Origin of the sequence: Streptomyces sp. IBSBF 2435 (assembly GCF_036815005.1) — a bacterium.
Lineage (GTDB): Bacteria > Actinomycetota > Actinomycetes > Streptomycetales > Streptomycetaceae > Actinacidiphila.
In genome coordinates this window covers 1-16,372 of sequence record NZ_JAJSYW010000247.1, presented here as the reverse complement: position 1 = coordinate 16,372, position 16,372 = coordinate 1, and the positions used below count along the sequence as shown (strand labels likewise).

Below are 16,372 nucleotides of genomic sequence, written 5' to 3'. Positions count from 1 at the left end.
GTCAGGGGGCTGGGGTGCGCGGGGCCGTGGCGGGCGCCCGGACGGATCAGTGTGATCTGCCGCCCCGGGTCAGCCGGTCGTACGGTCGGCCTGGTCGGCCTCACTGGCGGCCTTGGCGGCTTTGTGGCGGCGAAGGAGCAGGAGTGCGGCGCCACCGGATCCGAACACGATCGCGACCCAGGCGATGGTCCAGGCGACGGAGCGGCCGCTGGGGTGACCGGCGAGCAGGGCGATGACGATGCCGGCGACGTAGACGAGGGCGCCGAGGACGTAGAGGCGCTGAGCCCAGCGGCGGATGCCCGGGTTGGGCTCACCGGTGGCCACGGCCGGTCGGGGGCTGGGGGCGCTCGCAGGCTGCGTCATGCCGGGGCGTCTACCCAGCTGACGGCTGCTCAGTACATTGCTCCTCCCGGACCACCCCTCCGGCGAGGGGAGCCCCGCTCCCGGCGGTCCCCCCGTGTCCGCCGGGGGTGGGCTCACCTGGTGAAGACCGCCCGGGCGATCTCGTCGGGGGCGGCGCCCGCCCCGGCGATCAGCGCGCCGTCGGCGGACCAGATGCCCGAACCGCCGGACGTACGGTCGAAGCCGCCGCCGGTCGGCCCCGCGAAAGCGGCCGTGGCGACCCACACCCCGTGGTCCGCGGCGACCCGGCGGGCGCGCTCAGCGTGCAGCTCGGCCTCGTGACCGGCGTGGACGACACCGGCCAGGTAGCCGTCGATGCCCAGGGCGGCCGTCTTCGCGGCGTGCTCGGGCACTCCGGTGTCGCGGCAGACGGCGAGCCCCAGCCGCCACCCGTCCACGTCGATCACGGCGGGCTCGCCGGGAACGAAGCGGTCGGCCTCGCTGCCGTGCAGGTGGACCTTCCCGTACACCACGCGCGCACCGTCCGCGTCCACCGCCAGGACGCCGATATGCGGTCCCGGCACCGGCGCGCCGACCAGGGCGAGCGTCCCGGTCCCGGCGCAGGCAGCCACGATCGGGGCCAGCCGTTCGTCGTCCGGGGATACCGGCACCGCGTCCAGGCGGTATCCCGTCAGCGACATCTCGGGAAACACCACAACTCGCGCGTCCGCCGCCCGGACCGCCTCCGCGTGCGCCACCGCATTGGCCGCCGCATCGTGATCCGTACAGCTCGGCTGCGCCACCGCGATGCTCAACGACCGCTCCACCACGAACCCCCCTCGCCGAAAACAGCGATCATTTTATGCGACGGCCGCCCGGCCCTTCCGTCGTTTCACCGCCGCGGCGGGGCTCCCCGCGCTTGAAATGGACATCAACACGCATTCCCGTCACATACTCCCGAGTCGGGCTGTCATAGAGGTGTCACCACCAGCACAAGGCAAGGACATCACCATGAACGCTCGCCTGAACATCCTCGCCAGCCCCGCCGTGGCCTCGGCCCTGAAGCACATCACCGCCGCCGGCAAAGTGCTCAGCGGCCTGTCGGTGCCGTCCACGACGCAGGAGCTGATGAAGATCCGAGCCAGCCAGATCAACGGCTGCGGCTTCTGCCTCGACATGCACCACAAGGAGGCGGCGAAGGCCGGCGAGACCCCGCTCCGCCTCAGCCTGGTCGCGGCCTGGCGCGAGGCCACCGTCTACACCGACGCCGAGCGCGCCGCCCTGGAGCTGACCGAGCAGGGCACCCGGATCGCCGATGCCTCCGGCGGCGTCACCGACGAGGTGTGGGAGAACGCCGCCAAGCACTACGACGAGGAGCAGCTCTCCGCCATGGTCGGGATGATCGCCGTCATCAACGCCTTCAACCGGATGAACGTCATGATCCAGCAGCCGGCCGGCGACTACCAGCCCGGCCAGTTCGGCTGACACCGGCCGGATCCGGTCCGGGGGGGGGGGGGGGGGGGGGGGGGGGGGGGGGGGGGGGGGGGGGGGGGGGGGGGGGNCCCCCCCCCCCCCCCCCCCCCCCCCCCCCCCCCCCCCCCCCCCCCCCCCCCCCCCCCCGCCGCGTACGCAAAGCGGCCACCGCTCAGCCGCGGTCGAGGTGTGCCATCCGTCCGCGGTCGCCGCGGCTCAGGGGCGGTCCGGGTGGACGACCGTGTCGAGGAAGAAGTCGTCGATGCCCTGGACGGCGCGGTTGAAGTCGTCGAGGTTGACCGGCTTGGTGACGTACGCGTTGGCGTGCTCGCGATAGGCGCTGGTGATGTCGTCGGGCGCCGAGGAGGTGGTGAGCACCACGACCGGGACGGTCGCGAGGACCGGGTCGGTCTTGAGTACGGCCAGCAGCTCCCGGCCGTTCATCCGCGGCATGTTCAGGTCCAGCACGAGCAGGTCGGGACGCGGGTTGGCCGGGTCGCGCAGGTGGGCGAGCGCGGAGATGCCGTCGGTCGCGCGCTGCACGGCGCGCGCCGTGCCGCGTTCGAGCAGCGCCTCCTCGATCAGCAGCGCGTCGGCGTCGTCGTCCTCGACGAGCAGCACGGTGTAGGAGCGCTCGGGTGCGGTCGTTTCCATGGGGTCTCCTTGCGGCGGGTGGTGCGCAGGGGTGCGGGAGAAGACCAGGCCGGGCCAGCGCTTGCGCGCGCCCTGCCGGGTGATGTTCCAGGCGGCGCCGAGCTGGGCGTAGTTGGCCCCCTCGGCGGCCGCGTCCCTGGCGGCCTGGAGCACCTGGGACTGGAGCGCGTCGTGGAGTACGGCGAGGGCGGCCAGCCGCTCCAGCGCGTTCGCCAGCGCGCCCGCGGGATCGTCGGCGCCGGCCGGGGCGGGAGCCGGTTCCGAGGCCAGCTCGCGGACGAGGCCGTCCAGAGCGTCGTGTGCCAGCCGCAGCGACTCCTCCCGCGGTCGGGAACGCTCATCGATGGCCATGGGGGTCACCTTACGCACCCATCCACCCCGGAAGCGACAACCAGGGTTGTCGCGGGGGGTAGGCTTTCGCGGCGTGCACCAGGTGCGGTGCTTGTCGCACGGTGTTCGTTCACGGGAGCTTGCGGCTTCCGACGACTTGGAGGCAGTGGTGTCCACCCAGCCGCAGTTGCAGGCGCCCGTCCGCGGCATGGCGGAGAGCGGCGGCTCTGCTGCCCCCGACGCCCCGGCCGATCCCGGTCGCCCCGCAGCCCCCGGCGGTGCGCCGCGTCCCGCCCCGCGCGCCATGGAGGGCCGGTGGACCACCTCGCGCTGGCTGACGGTCGGCGTGTCGGGAGCGCTGCTGGCCCTGCTGGTGCTCTCGGCCCTGGTGGCGGGGTTCTTCCGGCACTCAGGGACGGTCACCGACCAGCTGGTCGACCACAGCAGCCCCGCGCTGACCGAGGCCGCGCTCCTGGAGGCGGCGCTGATCAACCAGGAGACCGGCACCCGCGGCTACGCCCTCTCCGGGCAGGTCCAGTTCCTCCAGCCCTACACCCAGGGGCTGACCCAGCAGAAGGACGCGGTGGCCGAGCTCCGCGACCTGGCGGCCGGCGACCGCACCGCGTCGGCCGACCTGGACCTGGTCGTGGCCCGGGCCGCGCGCTGGCGGACCGATGTGGCCGAGCCCATCGCCGCCAGCCCGCCGGGCCGGCCGGTCCCCGCGTCGCTGTCCCAGCCAGGCAAGGGCAAGGCGGAGTTCGACGCGCTGCGGGCCGCTCTGCTGACCCAGCAGCACCATCTGGAGCAGCGCAGCGACGCCGCCCGGGCCGACCTGAAGCACACCCGGCATATGCGCAACTGGATCTTCTCCGCGATCGCGCTGGTCATCCTCGCCCTCGCGGTGCTGGTCTTCTTCGCCCTGCGCCGCGGGGTCAACCGGCCCCTGGAGCGGCTGGCACGGCAGGCGCGGGCGGTGGCGGACGGCGACTTCGAGCACCCCATCGACAGCGTCGGCCCGGCCGACCTGCGCGCGCTGGCCCGTGATGTGGAGGCCATGCGCGGGCGGCTGGCCAGGGAACTGTCCAGCAGCAAGAAGGCCCGCGAGGCGATCGGCGCCCACGCCGTCGACCTGGCGCGCTCCAACGCCGAGCTGGAGCAGTTCGCCTACGTCGCCTCCCACGACCTCCAGGAGCCGCTGCGCAAGGTCGCGAGCTTCTGCCAGCTCCTCCAGCGCCGCTACGCCGACCAGCTCGACGAACGGGCCGGCCAGTACATCGACTACGCGGTCGACGGCGCGAACCGTATGCAGACCCTCATCAACGACCTGCTCGCCTTCTCCCGCGTCGGCCGGGTCCACAACGACTACGCCCTGGTCGACCTCAACGAGGTGTGGGGGGCCACGGAGGCCGCGCTGAGCGTCGGCATCGCGGAGACCGGCGCGGTCCTCACCCACGACCGGCTCCCCACGGTGACCGGCGACAGGACCCAGCTCGGCATGCTCCTGCAGAACCTGATCAGCAACGCCGTCAAATTCCGGTCCGACGAACGCGCCCCGCGCATCCACCTGGCCTGCGAGCGGGACGGCGACCTGTGGCACTTCGCCTTCACCGACAACGGCATCGGCATCGAGGCCGAGTTCGCCGAGCGCGTCTTCGTGATCTTCCAGCGCCTGCACACCCGCGAGACCTATCCCGGCAACGGCATCGGGCTGGCCATGTGCAAGAAGGTGGTCGAATTCCACGGCGGCACGATCGGCGTCGACCCCGGCCACACCGGTGGCGCCCGGATCGTCTTCACCCTCCCCGCCGACCCGCCCCAGGTCCCAGGGCCGACCGCCGCTGCCGAGTCAGACGGCCGACACGCCCCGGAATCCGACGCGGCCGGTCAGGCGCCCACTCCTCCCGGCGGCAGCGGGCAGGCCGGTCCGGCGCTCTGACCCTCCGCGCCGGCGGCCGGCTCAGTGCCGGGAGCGGCGGTCGCGCCCCGCGGTGAAAGCCCCTGTCGGCGACGGGGGTTGCGGCGCACCGGTGGCGCTACGCGTACCCGCTCCGTGTCGGGCGCTTTGCCGAGGTCGTCGAGCTGCGCGACGATCGTGCGGCGCAGGTCGTCGTCGTCCTCGGACGGGTAGTCGTTGAAGGGCGTGTAGCCCGTCCACACCGGATTGGCGCACACCCGGCGTACCGCGACCGACCGAAAGGCGCGCGCCATCGTCCCCGCGCACTCCTCGCGGGCCTCCTGATTTCTGGACGTGCGAGTCCAATTCGCCCCTCTTACAGTGGCAGCTGCGCCCAGGCTTTCCGGCGCCCCGTCCGGTCGACGGCGGTGTGCGGTTCCGCTGTTCGGGCGCGCGTCGGAAAGTCGAGCAGGGGAGTGGATCATGTCGAAGCGGCTCGCGGGCAGGACCGCGCTGGTGACCGGTGCGACCAGTAACATCGGACGGGCGGTCGCGGAGGCCTTCGCCGCCGAGGGGGCACACGTCGCCGTCTGCGGCCGCAGTGCCGCGCGGGGCAAGGAGGTCGTCGACGCGATCCGCGCACGCGGTGGCCGCGCCGACTTCGTACCCGCCGACCTGGACGGCAGCGCCGCCGCCTCGCGGTCGCTGGCCCAGGAGGCGACCCGGGTGCTCGGCGGCCGTATCGACGTCCTGGTCAACAACGCGGGCATCTACCCCGGCGACACCACGGCGGCCACCGACGAGAAGACCTTCGACCAGGTGTACGCCGTGAACGTGAAGGCCCCGTTCTTCCTGACCGCGACCGTCGCACCCGCCATGGTGGAGGCCGGCGGCGGGGCGATCATCAACCTGGGCTCCTGGGTCGCCCGCCTCGGCATCCCGATCGGCGCTCTCTACAGCTCCACCAAGGGCGCCGTGGAGACGCTGACCCGGGCCTGGGCGGCGGAGTTCGGGCCGCGGGGCATCCGGGTGAACGCGATCTCCCCCGGCGTGGTGCAGACCTCGGCGCCGGGCGAGGCCCACCCCGCCGAGGTCATGATGAAGGGCACCCCGGCGGGCCGGATGGGCACCCCCGAGGCCGTCGCGCACGCCGCCGTGTATCTGGCCGGTGACGAGTCCTCGTTCGTACACGGCATCGTGCTCGACGTCGACGGCGGCCGTACCGCCGCCGCCGTCATCGCCGGCTGACGGACACCCGCCGTACGCGGCGATCCGGCGTGGCCGTTGCGGCGGGGGAGCGGGCGTCACGCCGCCTGCACGCAGGCGCGGGCGTCATCCCGCCGACGCGGAGGCGCGCACGTCACGCCGCCGGCATGGGGCGGCGTACCAAGTAGGCGGCCACCGCGGTCGACAGGACGATCACGCAGGCCACGAAGATCAGACCCGCGGTGCGCAGGCCCACGGCGACCGCCACCGCGCCGATGCCCACCACCGGCACCGAGATGCCGACGTAGGCGGCGACGAACAGCGCCGAGATGGTGCCGCCGCGCTGCCCCGCGGGGGCGACCCGGCTCACGTTGGCCACCGACGCGCGGAAGGCCAGCCCTTGGCCGAGGCCGCTGACCACCCCGCCCGCGACGAGCACGGCCAGCGACTCGGCGAGCAGCGCGCAGCCGATGAGGACCAGCCCCACCGTCAGGACGGCGCAGCCCAGCGGCAGCGCGCGCACCGCCCCCGTACGGCCCATCAGCATCTGCCCTGCCATCGAGGCGAGGAAGACCGAGAGGACGATCACACCGGAGACAGCGAGATTGTCCACGTCCAAGTAGGTGGCGACGAAGGCCGGCGCCACGGCGGTGAACAGGCCGAGCAGGGAGAAGCCGGCGAAGGCCGACAGGGCTGCCGGGACGAACACGCGGCGCGCCTCGTGTGGCACCACCATGCCCTGCGGGCGCAGCGGCGGTCGCGGGTCGCGGACGGCCACCGTCTCCGGCATCGCCCAGATGACGCCGCTCGCCAGGATGAGCAGCGCCAGGTGGACCAGGAAGGGCAGCCGCAGCGGGTGGGGTTCGTACTGCGCCAGCAGCCCGGCGATCAGCGGCCCGCACCCCAGGCCGCCCATGTTGGCGGCCGTCGCGGTGAGCGCCGCCCGCCCCTGCTGCCCCGGGGGCGCCAGTTCGGTGACGGCGGCCGTGGCGCCGCCGCTGAAGAGCCCCGCGGCGAAACCCGAGAGCAGGCGTCCGATGAAGAGCAGCGGCAATCCGCCTTCGAAGGCGAAGCAGACCGCACTCAGCATGGAAAGCGCCAGGCCGGTCAGGAGCACCGGACGCCGGCCCAGGATGTCGGAGAAATTCCCCGCGGCGAGAAGCGCGGTGATGACGCCGCCGGCGTAGACCGCGAATACCACCGTCACGAGGAATTCGGAGAAGCCGATCTCCTCACGGTAGAGCCCGTACAGCGGTGTCGGGAGCGTGGTCCCGGCCATGACCACGGCGAACACCACCGCGGCGAGGACGCACCACGGCCGCGCCTGACGCTCTCGCGCACTGCCAGTCGTCATGTGCGCACCCTAAGCGACGCCCGCCCCTGTCCTGCGCGCGACGGGGGTGTGTCAGTGCACTGCCGAGGCCACGCTCTCGCGCCCGGATCAGCCGCGTACGGACGGGCCGCGCCCGGATCAGCCGCGTACGGACCGGCTGTGCCCGGACCGGCTGCGCCCGGATCAGCCGCGTTCGATCAGCGCCAGGATCTCCGTGACCGTCTGGAGCGAGGCGTCGACATCGGGCAGCGACATGTACTCGACCATGAAGTGGTCGATACCCGTGCGCTCGGCCGTCCGCTTGATGACGTCGGCGGTCTGCTGGAACGGGACTCCGGGGGAGGGGTTGATGCGCATGATCGTGTCGATGTCCGCGGGATCACGTCCGGCCTCGGTGGCGTAGGCGTCGATCTGCGCGCGCTGGGCCAGCACCGTTTCCACGTCGACGAAGTCCGGTACGGCGAACGCCGGCAGCCAGCCGTCGGCACGCTCTCCGACCCGCTTGAGCGCGGCGCCGGCGAGTCCACCGATGTAGATGGGTGGGCGCGGCTTGTGAACCGGCTTCAGCGGGGCGTATTGCAGCGGCAGTTCGATGTGCTTGCCGTGGTATTCCACCGGGTCCTGCGTCCACAGCAGCTCCAGCGCGTCCAGCAGCTCGTCCATCCGCGCGCCGCGCCGGCGGAAATCGAGGTTCGCGCCCTCGAACTCCTCCGGAGACCAGCCGATGCCGAAACCGGGCAGCAGGCGCCCCTTGCTGATCAGGTCGATCGTGGTCAGGCTCCTGGCCAGTTGCGCGGGCGGGTAGACCGGTGCGATCAGGACGTGCGAGCCGAGCTTGACCCGCTCGGTGGCCGCTGCGGCCACACCCAGCACCACGAACGGGTCTGCGGCCGTGCGGTATTCGACCGGGATGGTCGAACCGAAGCCCCCGGCACCGACCTTGGGATTCACCGCGGCGAAGTTGCGGTCGCCGACCCAGAGGCTCGCCGCCCCCGCCTTCTCCGCCTCTCGGGCGAACTCGGCCGTGCGCGAGACCTCATGGGCCACATGGTTCAGATACGGAAGCGCGAATCCGACGCGCATGGTCATCTTCTGCTCCTGTGGGAAAGGGCGGACATGACGTCGCCCCGGTCCGCGGAAGCGCGTAGTACGCCGCATCCCACCGGCCGAAGCAACGCAGCCAGTTTAGAGAGGCCGCTTCAGCCGCCCGCGCCCGCGCCATCGGCCCGGCCGGCAGCGGCCGGCGGCCGGCCATGCCGCCCGGGAGCGGACCCGTCGTGCGGAAACCGCCCTGGTGCGCGGTGAATTGATGAGGCAAGGAATGCGCAGGACGGGGTACACGATGCAGGAGTCTGTTGGCGCATCCACTGAGCCAGGTGGAGCGCGCCGCCGACCTGGAGACCCTGACCTCGCGGTTCGCCGGGCAACCACTGATGGACACCGCCCGCAAAGACGTCGAAGCCGCGCACCTGCAGCATCCGAGAGGAGGGAACATGTCCTGCCCCAACCCTGACTGCCGCCGCGGCGGCTGCACCACCAACCCGGAACCCACGACCAGCGGTCGGCCGAAGCGGTGACCGGCGACGTATGTACAGGCCACCCGGCCAGGCCGCCCGCCCTCGCGGCCGCCCCGCCGGGTGGCCCTCGTCACTGCGATCCCCGCACCCGCACCGCCACGGCCGCGTCCACCACCGCCTCCGGCCGCCCGACTGTCCACTGAAGGCTCCACCGGTGCGGGTGCGCCGGATCGGCGGGGCAGGCAGAGCCGTTGAGCTCGCCGTCACGTCCCACCCGGATCCTGGTCGGTGTGGCGAAGGAGAACGGGTACGGGTGGGGTTTCCGGTCTTCGGTCGGCTTCCAACTGCCGCTGCCGCCGTCCCACTCGGAGCTGTCGATGGTCAGCAGGACCTCCTCCGGGGCCGAGCATGCCACGCAGTCCATCGGCGCCGGGCCGGTCACATGCCAGGAGGCGGATCCTCCGACGCGCCAGCCGGGCGGGATGGACAGGTCGTGCTGGTAGCCGGCCGACCCTGCCCCGTCCTCGTCCTCCTCGCACCGCGCGGCTTCTTCTTCCTCCAAGGCCTGCTCCCAGGAATCGATCCGAGCGGACAGCTCCTCGGGGAGCCCGGCTTCGAGCGGTAGTACGTGCCCTGCGCCGTACGGGGACAGGTGGGGCGGAGGACCGCACGGAGGCCGCCCGTCTGGACCGTGCCCGTTGGTCAGTGTTCACCCGGGCGCGGTGGGCGGCGCCGCCGGGCGCTGCTGCAGTAGGGGCGCCCACGGCAACAGGACTTGTCGTCAATCGACTTGGGGGTTCGGGCCGATGAGGATCCGGTGTGCGGGAGGGGCCGCTGCCGTCGCCGCGGCGGCGCTGATGGCGCTCATGGCGCCGCAGGCGGGTTACGCGAAGACGTGGACCCGGCTGCCGATGACCGCCTTGCGGGCGATCGGGCGGGGACGGTCGCGGCCCGGTCGCTGCCGCGGGGGGGGGGGGGGGGGGGGGGGGGGGGGGGCGGGGGGGCGCCGCGCCCGCCCCCCCCCCCCCCCCCCCCCCCCCCCCCCCCCCCCCCCCCCCCCCCCCCCCCCCCCCCCGACCCCGAGGAGGGCTCAGCGCTTGAGCGTGAAGGTGAAGTCGCCGGAGAGCTTGGCGTTCAGCCGGACCGCCGAGACGAGTCTGCCCTCCGCGATCAGTCGTTCGACCTCGGCCCGCGACAGACGGCACCCTTCAGCGATCAGCCGTACCGGCCGGACGGGGATACGCGCCGCGAACCGGACCGAGACGTCGACCACCTCGCTGTCCCGGTCATCCGGCTCATCGGGTTCGCCGGGTTCGCCGGTGTCGAGGCGCCACGCGCCGTCCCAGTCGAGGGCGATGCGGTTACGGCGCTGCACGACCGGATCCTGGAGCAACTCCGCTGCCAGGGCGGGGTCGTTGCCGTGCAGCCGGTCCAGCAGCTCCGATCGTACGGAGCGCACATTCACCCGCTCCAGGACCGTGAGCTTCGCGGTGTCCCCGCAACCGGTACAGAGCGCGAGGAGCCAGGCGTCGATGAGCTTGTGGTGTGCGTTGACGCGAAATTTGCCGTTTGCCCGGAAGCTCTCGGACGTGCACGTATGGCAGCGCCGGAGAACGAGCGGCAGGCAGGTGGGCATGACCACCCAGACAGTGAGCACAGAAGTACACCGGTTCCAGTGAGAAGTCCGCAGCAAAAAGCAGCGCGGCGCACATGCGCGACGCGCGACCGATCAGCACTCGGGGGGTCTCACACGGTGTACAACGGGGCATCCTTGCCTAGACGACTCGGTCCGGCAGCACGCTAACGGCACGCGGCGCCGCTGCTCCACCGGTTTTCGGGCGCCTTACCGCGGTGCTCCGTAGGGCGGTTCACGGGCCACACACGGACCGGGCCGGAGCCGGACGGGGCGCTGCGCGGATCAGAGTTCCAGCATCGCCTTGTCCAGTCGGGACCGCGGTGACGCGGTGGAGTCGGCGACGTCGCGGCTCAGGTCCACGGCGCTGCCCAGCGCGCCGATCGCGTCGTCCTCCCGGTCGGGGTACGCGTAGACGCACGCCAGGCGGTGGAAGCGGCCGGCCAGCAGACCCGGGCCGGGGTCGGTTCGCGCGACTCGCAGCATCGCCTCGCCGCAGTCCAGGGCGCGGTCGAACTGCCCCGACGCGACCGCGTGGTCGAACATCCGGCCGCGGACGTGGAATCCCCTCTCCCCTGCGCCGCACGCGCGGTAGAGATCGGCGGCGGCCGACCACGCGGTGAAGCAACCTCCTGGGCGCCGAGCTGCCGGTGGGCGTCACCGAAGGCGTCCAGAACGGCTCACGGCGAACGCAGCGGCCGGGCATACGGCGCCGGGCGCTCTCCGAAGAAGGCAGGGCTTGGTGATGCCGCGATGCGCCGTGGGGATCCGCGGTCCCCGCGTGGATACTGGCTGGCATGCGTATCGACTTCGATCCGAACGAGCTGGACCGCAACACCTTCTACCGGTTGCTGACCGCGACGGTCGTGCCGCGGCCGATCGCGTGGGTGTCCACGACCTCGGCGGCCGGGACGGACAATCTGGCGCCGCACAGCTTCTTCTCGGTGTCCTGCGTGAGCCCGCCGGTCGTGCAGTTCACGTCGGTGGGGCGGAAGGACTCGTTGCGGAACGTCGAGGAGACCGGGCAGTTCGTGGTCAACCTGGCGTCCGAGCACCTTTTCGAGGAGATCAACGCCACGGGGACCGATTTCCCGCGCGGGGCGAGCGAGTTCGACGAGGTCGGGATCGCGCGTGAGCCGAGTCTGCGGGTGAAGCCGCCGCGCGTGGCGGCCTCGCCGGTGGCGCTGGAGTGCGAGCTGCACAGCACGGTCAGGCTGGGGGACTCCACCGTGGTCTTCGGGCGGGTCGTGCACGCGGCCGTGTCCGAGGCGGTGCTGACCGACGGGCACCCGGACGTGCACAAGCTGCGTCCGCTGGCCCGGCTCGGCAGGGACGAGTGGAGCACTCTCGGCGAGGTGCTGGAGATCAAGCGGATTTCGTTCCAGCAGTGGCAGGAGGGGCGGCGTCGCTGACCGCCGCACGTCCGTCCGCCGACTCCGCGTCCGTACCCGTGCGGGAACGGGCGCGGACGCCGCGGGCGACGACCGCCGCGGCCACGCCCGTGACGCCCAGGAAGCCCAGGGCGAGCAGGAAGACCGGCGAGGTCGGGGAGGCGGCGCGGCTGCCGGCCACCACATAGGCGGCGGTGTTCGCGGCGCTGCCCGCGGCGGTCGCGGTGAGGAAGGGCAGCAGCCGGATACGGGAGACCGCCGCCGCGTAGTTCGCGGCGGCGAAGGGCACTCCGGGGAAGAGCCGCAGCGCCAGAGTGCTGCGGAAGCCGTGCCTGCTGAGCTGCCGGTCGAGGGACAGCGCGACCCGGCCGCGCAGCAGCGGGCGTACGGCGTCCCGCCCGAGGAGGCGCCCGAGCAGGAAGGCCAGCCCCGCGCCGAGCACCGTGCCGCCGATCGCGGCCGGCAGCCCGGCGTGGATGCCGTAGAGCGCGCCGGCGGCGGCGTTGAGCAGCGGGCGGGGCACGAAGGCGACCGTGCACAGGCCGTACGCGAGGGCGAAGAGCAGCACCGCCGTACCGCCCGAGGTGTGCGGCTGCCAGCCGTGCGCGGTCATCAGCCGCTGCGGGTGCCAGGCCAGCACTGCGGCGCCGGCCGCCGCGAGCAGCAGCACGAGCACCGCGAACCTGGCCCACGGCGAGAGCAGTACGCGTGAGCAGCGGGCGGCGAGGCGTACGCGGCGCGGCACTACGAGAGGCACTACGGGAGCGTAACCGCTCAGGGCGCCGATCGGCGCATCAGCGAACCGCCCGAACCGCCCGAACCGCCCGCGGGCCCGCCGTCACGGCCCGTCCGCCGCCTCCGACTTCCGGCGTTCGCGCGGCCCCGCGACGGCGACGGCCGAGGACGCGGCGGGCGAGCCGCGGTCCAGCACGCCCGCGGTGATCGCGACGGCCAGGCCCACCACGGTGAGCACCGCCCCGACGAGTGCGGGCGAGGTCCAGCCCCACCCGGCGGCGATGGCGACACCGCCGAGCCAGGCGCCGCCCGCGTTGGCGAGGTTGAAGGCGGAGTGGTTGGAGGCCGACGCGAGGGTCGGGGCGCGGCGGGCCTTGTTCATCACCAGCATCTGCAGCGGGGTGGTGGTCATGAAGCCGACCGCGCCCAGCACCAGGACCGCGATCGGAGCGGTCGCCTTGGACTGGGCGGCGTAGTGGAAGCCGACGAGGACGACGGCGAGCGCGGCCAGCGAGCCGTACAGGGTCGGGCGCAGGGCGCGGTCGGTGAGCGGGCCCGCGGCGAGCGCGCCGAGCGTCATCCCGATGCCGAACAGCGCGAGCAGCACGGTGACGGTGGCGTCCGCGTAGCCGGTGACCTCGGTCATCATCGAGGCGAGATAGCTGTACACGGCGAAGACCCCGGCGAAGCCGAACACCGCGGTGAGCAGCCCGAGCAGCACCTGAGGATCACGCAGCGCGCGCAACTCCTGGCCGACTCCGCTGAGTTCCTCGGTGGGCAGCTGCGGCACCAGCAGCGCGAGCGCGGCCAGTGAGAGCAGCCCGACCGCGGTCACCACCAGGAAGGTGGCCCGCCAGCCCAGGTTCTGGCCGAGCAGGGTGGCGGCGGGCACACCGACGATGTTCGCGACCGTCAGGCCGAGGAACATCGCGGCCACCGCCCGCGCCCTGCGGTTCTCCGCGACCAGCCGGGACGCCACGACCGCGCCGACGCCGAAGAAGGCGCCGTGCGGCAGCCCGGCGAGGAAGCGCCCGGCGAGCAGCGTGCCGTAGCCGGGGGCGACGGCGGAGGCGGCGTTGCCGGCGGTGAACAGCGCCATCAGCAGCAGGAGCATCCGCTTGCGAGGGATCCGCGCGCCGAGGCCGGTGAGCAGCGGGGCGCCGACGACGACGCCGAGCGCGTAGGCCGAGACCAGATACCCGGCGGTCGGCACCGAGGTGCCCAGGCTGTCGGCCACGTCGGGCAGCAGGCCCATCATCATGAATTCCGTGGTGCCGATACCGAAGGCGCTCACCGCGAGGGCGAGGATGGCCAGGGGCATGGAGCTTCCTTCGATCTGGTGGGGACGCGGGCGAGCCGGTCGGGCGGCCTAAGTTCACCCGCGGAACAAATCCTCTCACGTGCTCCCGCCGTAAAACCCTTCGACGCCGGGCGGGCCCGCCCGTCATGCTCGGCGCATGTTCCGGCTCGCCTTCCTCGCAGACGCCACCGCAGCAGCGGTCGCGTCGAAGGCTGCCTGCGCCGCCCCGGCCGCATCCGCCGCCCGGGCCGCCCGGAACGCATCCTTCGACGGCGCCCGACGCTGACCCTCCCCGGACCGACGTCCGGTGGGACCCCGCACGGGGAGGGTCGGCCAGGCCAGGGGTCCACGACCGACCGGCGTCGCGTCTACATCGTGCCCGCGGCGGAGGGCGGCCGGCACACCCCGGTCGCCACCGGCTACCGGCCGCAGTTCTACATCCGCACCGCGGACGTGGTCGGCGACGTCGACCTCGGCCCGGCGGGGATGGCGCTGCCCGGTGACACGGCCGACGTCACCATCGGCCTCGGCCGGGCGCTGCCGCTGGAGCCGGGGCTCGGCTTCGCCATCCGCGAGGGCGGGCGCACGGTCGGCGCGGGCACGGTGACCGCGCTGATCTGAGCTCTGCCGCTGTCCGGTACGTTGCCACGTACCGGACAGCGGCGGGCGTGCCGCCACGCGGGGCGCGGGACAATGGCCGGGTGGATCAACACGAGGACCGGCCCGCGACGGGATCAGACCAGGCGCCGGACCGGAAGCCCGGGCAGGCTCCGGAACCGGTGCCGGTGGTGCGGGCGGTGGACTTCGGTACGGCCAGGCTGCTGCCCGACATCGACCGGACGCGGGCCTGGCTGCTCACCGTGGACGGGTCGCCGCAGTCGTACGTGGACCTGGACGACCCGGGGCACCTGGAGTTCGAGTACGTGCGGCGCATCGCGTACGCCGTGCGGGCCGGTTTCGCCGACGGCGAGCCGGTGGACGCGGTGCATCTGGGCGGCGGGGCGATGACGCTGGCCCGCTGGCTCGGCCCCGACCGGCCGGGGTCGCGGCAGCAGGTGGTGGAGGCCGACCGGCGACTGGCCGCGCTGGTCGCGGAGGTGCTGCCGATGGACGACCCCTCGGTGACCGTGCACACCGCCGACGCGCGGGCCTGGCTGGCGCGGGCCGGCGGCGGGACCGCCGACCTCGTGGTGGCGGACGTCTTCGGCGGCTCGCGGGTACCCGCCGCGCTGACGTCGGTGGAATTCGTCCGCGACGCCCTGCGGGTGCTGCGCCCGGACGGTGTCTACCTGGCAAATGTGGCCGACGCCGCGCCCTTCGCCTTCCTGCGCTCCCAACTGGCCACGCTACGCAGCGCGTTGGCGGGCGGGGGCGACCTGTGCCTGCTGGCGGAGCCGGGGGTGCTGCGCGGCCGGCGCTTCGGCAACGCCGTCCTCGTCGCGAGCCGCCGCCCGCTGCCGGTCGAGGCGCTGTCCCGGCTGTGCGCCGCCGACGCCTTCCCGGCCCGGGTCGTCCACGGCCCCGCCCTGTCCCGGCTGATCGGCCGCGCGCACCCGGTGGACGACGCCACGGCGACGGCCTCGCCCCGCCCCCCGGAGGGCGCGTTCACGGTCGGCTGACCGCTCGGCAGGCGGGTCGCCGTACGACCGCGGGACCCGGGGGAGCGCCGGGGCCGTTCACCGCAGGCCGGCGAGCCCGGCGCCCCAGCAGCGCGGGGCCGTTCACCGTACGACCGCCGGGCCGTTCACCGTAGGCCCGCGAGACCCGGCGCCGCAGTACCGGCCGCCATTGCCGTCCGCCGCTGCCGTACCCGCCGCCCATTGATCGGTTGGCAGTCCACCGGGGGCGGGCGATAGCCAAGCGTACGGCCGCTGCCGCGTGTCACTGCTTCATCGGCCGGATGGTGCTCATGATCTGGTCGACCATGGCCTGGCTGATCTGGTCGGGCACACCCTGCCGCGCCCACAGCACCCACACCACGGGGGTCGGCTTGTCGGGCTGGGCCGGGTCGAGCCAGGCGACGGTGTAGGCGATGCCGTTCGAGGAGCACTTGTTGGCCTTGGGGACCCCGGTGATGGTGGCCTGCGCCTGCCAGCCGGTGATCCCGTGGGCGTTGTGGAAGGCCTTGCTGTTCTGCGCCGCGGAGACGGTGCCCTTGCCCTTCTCCTGGAAGGCCCACTTCGCCCAGGCCCTGGCCTCGTTCTCGGCGGCGGTCTTGAGGCTCGGCGCCCCGCCGCCGCCCTTGGTGCCGGCGGTCGCGCTGGAGACGGCGTTCTTGCCGTCGGTGCAGATGTCCTTCTTGTAGTACGCGGGCGCGCCGACCGCGACCTGCGGCTTGCCGGTCTCGTCGCCGTAGCCGACGTCCATGGTCTCGCTGTCGAGTGTCCAGTCCGGCGGCACGTCGAAGACCGAGTTGCGCTCCTGGCGCTTGACCGCCTGCCAGCCCGGGACGACCGGCGTGACGTCGGTCGAGCCGGCCGGGCCGCGCGGGTCGTCCCCGCCGCCGCTGGCACCCGGCTCCAGGGTGCCGGTCGGGGCGGGCGTGGGGGCCACCGTGGGGGACG

General features: G+C 73.3%; 17 protein-coding genes and 2 pseudogenes. 7 read left to right on the top strand and 12 right to left on the bottom strand.

Annotated elements, in window-relative coordinates; translation table 11 throughout:
- Positions 1–69: 69 nt before the first annotated feature.
- Together V7E46_RS30745 and V7E46_RS30740 are read right to left on the bottom strand one after the other, a co-directional pair.
- A complete protein-coding gene (locus V7E46_RS30745) occupies positions 70–363 on the bottom strand; it encodes a hypothetical protein (protein WP_333771480.1) in 294 nt (97 codons plus the stop codon).
- 113 nt (positions 364–476) lie between these two features.
- A complete protein-coding gene (locus V7E46_RS30740) occupies positions 477–1,157 on the bottom strand; it encodes a carbon-nitrogen hydrolase family protein (protein ID WP_333771479.1) in 681 nt (226 codons plus the stop codon).
- A gap of 196 nt (positions 1,158–1,353) precedes the next feature.
- Between V7E46_RS30740 and V7E46_RS30735 the strand changes: the two genes are divergently transcribed.
- Positions 1,354–1,827 carry a carboxymuconolactone decarboxylase family protein gene (locus V7E46_RS30735; RefSeq protein ID WP_333771478.1) on the top strand — a complete coding sequence of 158 codons (474 nt, stop codon included), beginning with the start codon at positions 1,354–1,356 and terminating at the stop codon, positions 1,825–1,827.
- Between the two features lie 204 nt (positions 1,828–2,031).
- On the opposite strand, the gene V7E46_RS30730 is transcribed toward V7E46_RS30735, so the two are convergent.
- Positions 2,032–2,820, bottom strand: a complete 789-nt coding sequence (locus tag V7E46_RS30730; RefSeq protein ID WP_333771477.1) for a response regulator — start codon at positions 2,818–2,820, stop codon at positions 2,032–2,034.
- Between the two features lie 283 nt (positions 2,821–3,103).
- On the opposite strand from V7E46_RS30730, the gene V7E46_RS30725 reads away from it, so the two are divergent.
- Positions 3,104–4,735 carry a CHASE3 domain-containing protein gene (locus V7E46_RS30725; protein WP_443054405.1) on the top strand — a complete coding sequence of 544 codons (1,632 nt, stop codon included), beginning with the start codon at positions 3,104–3,106 and terminating at the stop codon, positions 4,733–4,735.
- Here the strand turns inward: V7E46_RS30725 and V7E46_RS30720 are convergent.
- On the bottom strand, positions 4,684–5,007 hold the full coding sequence (locus V7E46_RS30720) for a hypothetical protein (RefSeq protein WP_333771475.1): 324 nt from the start codon (positions 5,005–5,007) through the stop codon (positions 4,684–4,686). The genes V7E46_RS30725 and V7E46_RS30720 overlap by 52 nt on opposite strands.
- Before the next feature lie 169 nt (positions 5,008–5,176).
- Here V7E46_RS30720 and V7E46_RS30715 point away from each other — a divergent pair, with 169 nt between their 5' ends.
- Positions 5,177–5,941 carry an SDR family NAD(P)-dependent oxidoreductase gene (locus tag V7E46_RS30715; protein WP_333771474.1) on the top strand — a complete coding sequence of 255 codons (765 nt, stop codon included), beginning with the start codon at positions 5,177–5,179 and terminating at the stop codon, positions 5,939–5,941.
- Between the two features lie 112 nt (positions 5,942–6,053).
- Here the strand turns inward: V7E46_RS30715 and V7E46_RS30710 are convergent, their stop codons facing one another.
- Positions 6,054–7,253: an MFS transporter gene (locus V7E46_RS30710; RefSeq protein WP_333771473.1), complete on the bottom strand. Its 1,200-nt coding sequence runs from the start codon at positions 7,251–7,253 to the stop codon at positions 6,054–6,056.
- 162 nt (positions 7,254–7,415) lie between these two features.
- The gene (locus V7E46_RS30705) at positions 7,416–8,321 is read right to left on the bottom strand and encodes a TIGR03619 family F420-dependent LLM class oxidoreductase (protein WP_333771472.1); all 906 of its coding nucleotides are present in this window, start codon (positions 8,319–8,321) and stop codon (positions 7,416–7,418) included.
- A 266-nt stretch (positions 8,322–8,587) separates the two neighbouring features.
- Here V7E46_RS30705 and V7E46_RS30700 point away from each other — a divergent pair, with 266 nt between their 5' ends.
- Positions 8,588–8,809, top strand: coding sequence for a hypothetical protein (locus V7E46_RS30700; protein WP_333771471.1), 222 nt, complete (start codon positions 8,588–8,590; stop codon positions 8,807–8,809).
- Positions 8,810–8,879: 70 nt separating this feature from the next.
- Here the strand turns inward: V7E46_RS30700 and V7E46_RS30695 are convergent, their stop codons facing one another.
- The 3 genes from V7E46_RS30695 to V7E46_RS30685 form a co-directional block, all read right to left on the bottom strand.
- Positions 8,880–9,311: a hypothetical protein gene (locus V7E46_RS30695; protein WP_333771470.1), complete on the bottom strand. Its 432-nt coding sequence runs from the start codon at positions 9,309–9,311 to the stop codon at positions 8,880–8,882.
- A 528-nt stretch (positions 9,312–9,839) separates the two neighbouring features.
- Entirely contained in the window at positions 9,840–10,385 is a 546-nt protein-coding gene (locus V7E46_RS30690; protein ID WP_333771469.1) for a DUF1062 domain-containing protein, read from the bottom strand.
- 282 nt (positions 10,386–10,667) lie between these two features.
- On the bottom strand, positions 10,668–10,928 hold the full coding sequence (locus V7E46_RS30685) for a hypothetical protein (RefSeq protein WP_333771468.1): 261 nt from the start codon (positions 10,926–10,928) through the stop codon (positions 10,668–10,670).
- Between the two features lie 251 nt (positions 10,929–11,179).
- Between V7E46_RS30685 and V7E46_RS30680 the strand changes: the two genes are divergently transcribed.
- Positions 11,180–11,794: a flavin reductase family protein gene (locus V7E46_RS30680; protein ID WP_333771467.1), complete on the top strand. Its 615-nt coding sequence runs from the start codon at positions 11,180–11,182 to the stop codon at positions 11,792–11,794.
- On the opposite strand, the gene V7E46_RS30675 is transcribed toward V7E46_RS30680, so the two are convergent.
- Positions 11,748–12,530, bottom strand: coding sequence for a TVP38/TMEM64 family protein (locus tag V7E46_RS30675; protein WP_333771466.1), 783 nt, complete (start codon positions 12,528–12,530; stop codon positions 11,748–11,750). The genes V7E46_RS30680 and V7E46_RS30675 overlap by 47 nt on opposite strands.
- 81 nt (positions 12,531–12,611) lie before the next feature.
- Entirely contained in the window at positions 12,612–13,829 is a 1,218-nt protein-coding gene (locus tag V7E46_RS30670; protein WP_333771465.1) for an MFS transporter, read from the bottom strand.
- Positions 13,830–14,150: 321 nt separating this feature from the next.
- Here V7E46_RS30670 and V7E46_RS30665 point away from each other — a divergent pair.
- Positions 14,151–14,429: pseudogene (locus V7E46_RS30665) on the top strand (elongation factor Tu); the annotation flags it as partial.
- Between the two features lie 158 nt (positions 14,430–14,587).
- Complete coding sequence (locus V7E46_RS30660) at positions 14,588–15,427, top strand: spermidine synthase (protein ID WP_333771481.1); 840 nt, start codon at positions 14,588–14,590, stop codon at positions 15,425–15,427.
- A 262-nt stretch (positions 15,428–15,689) separates the two neighbouring features.
- Here V7E46_RS30660 and V7E46_RS30655 read toward each other — a convergent pair.
- A pseudogene (locus tag V7E46_RS30655) lies at positions 15,690–16,372 on the bottom strand (hypothetical protein); the annotation flags it as partial.

Excerpts from the sequence above, each read along its gene's own strand:
- V7E46_RS30720 (WP_333771475.1), bottom strand. The coding sequence starts at position 5,007 with ATGGCGCGCGCCTTTCGGTCGGTCGCGGTACGCCGGGTGTGCGCCAAT.
- V7E46_RS30705 (WP_333771472.1), bottom strand. The coding sequence starts at position 8,321 with ATGACCATGCGCGTCGGATTCGCGCTTCCGTATCTGAACCATGTGGCC.
- V7E46_RS30710 (WP_333771473.1), bottom strand. The coding sequence starts at position 7,253 with ATGACGACTGGCAGTGCGCGAGAGCGTCAGGCGCGGCCGTGGTGCGTC.
- V7E46_RS30745 (WP_333771480.1), bottom strand. The coding sequence starts at position 363 with ATGACGCAGCCTGCGAGCGCCCCCAGCCCCCGACCGGCCGTGGCCACC.
- V7E46_RS30685 (WP_333771468.1), bottom strand. The coding sequence starts at position 10,928 with ATGTTCGACCACGCGGTCGCGTCGGGGCAGTTCGACCGCGCCCTGGAC.
- V7E46_RS30715 (WP_333771474.1), top strand. The coding sequence starts at position 5,177 with ATGTCGAAGCGGCTCGCGGGCAGGACCGCGCTGGTGACCGGTGCGACC.
- V7E46_RS30725 (WP_443054405.1), top strand. The coding sequence starts at position 3,104 with ATGGAGGGCCGGTGGACCACCTCGCGCTGGCTGACGGTCGGCGTGTCG.
- V7E46_RS30670 (WP_333771465.1), bottom strand. The coding sequence starts at position 13,829 with ATGCCCCTGGCCATCCTCGCCCTCGCGGTGAGCGCCTTCGGTATCGGC.
- V7E46_RS30735 (WP_333771478.1), top strand. The coding sequence starts at position 1,354 with ATGAACGCTCGCCTGAACATCCTCGCCAGCCCCGCCGTGGCCTCGGCC.
- V7E46_RS30680 (WP_333771467.1), top strand. The coding sequence starts at position 11,180 with ATGCGTATCGACTTCGATCCGAACGAGCTGGACCGCAACACCTTCTAC.
- V7E46_RS30730 (WP_333771477.1), bottom strand. The coding sequence starts at position 2,820 with ATGGCCATCGATGAGCGTTCCCGACCGCGGGAGGAGTCGCTGCGGCTG.
- V7E46_RS30690 (WP_333771469.1), bottom strand. The coding sequence starts at position 10,385 with ATGCCCACCTGCCTGCCGCTCGTTCTCCGGCGCTGCCATACGTGCACG.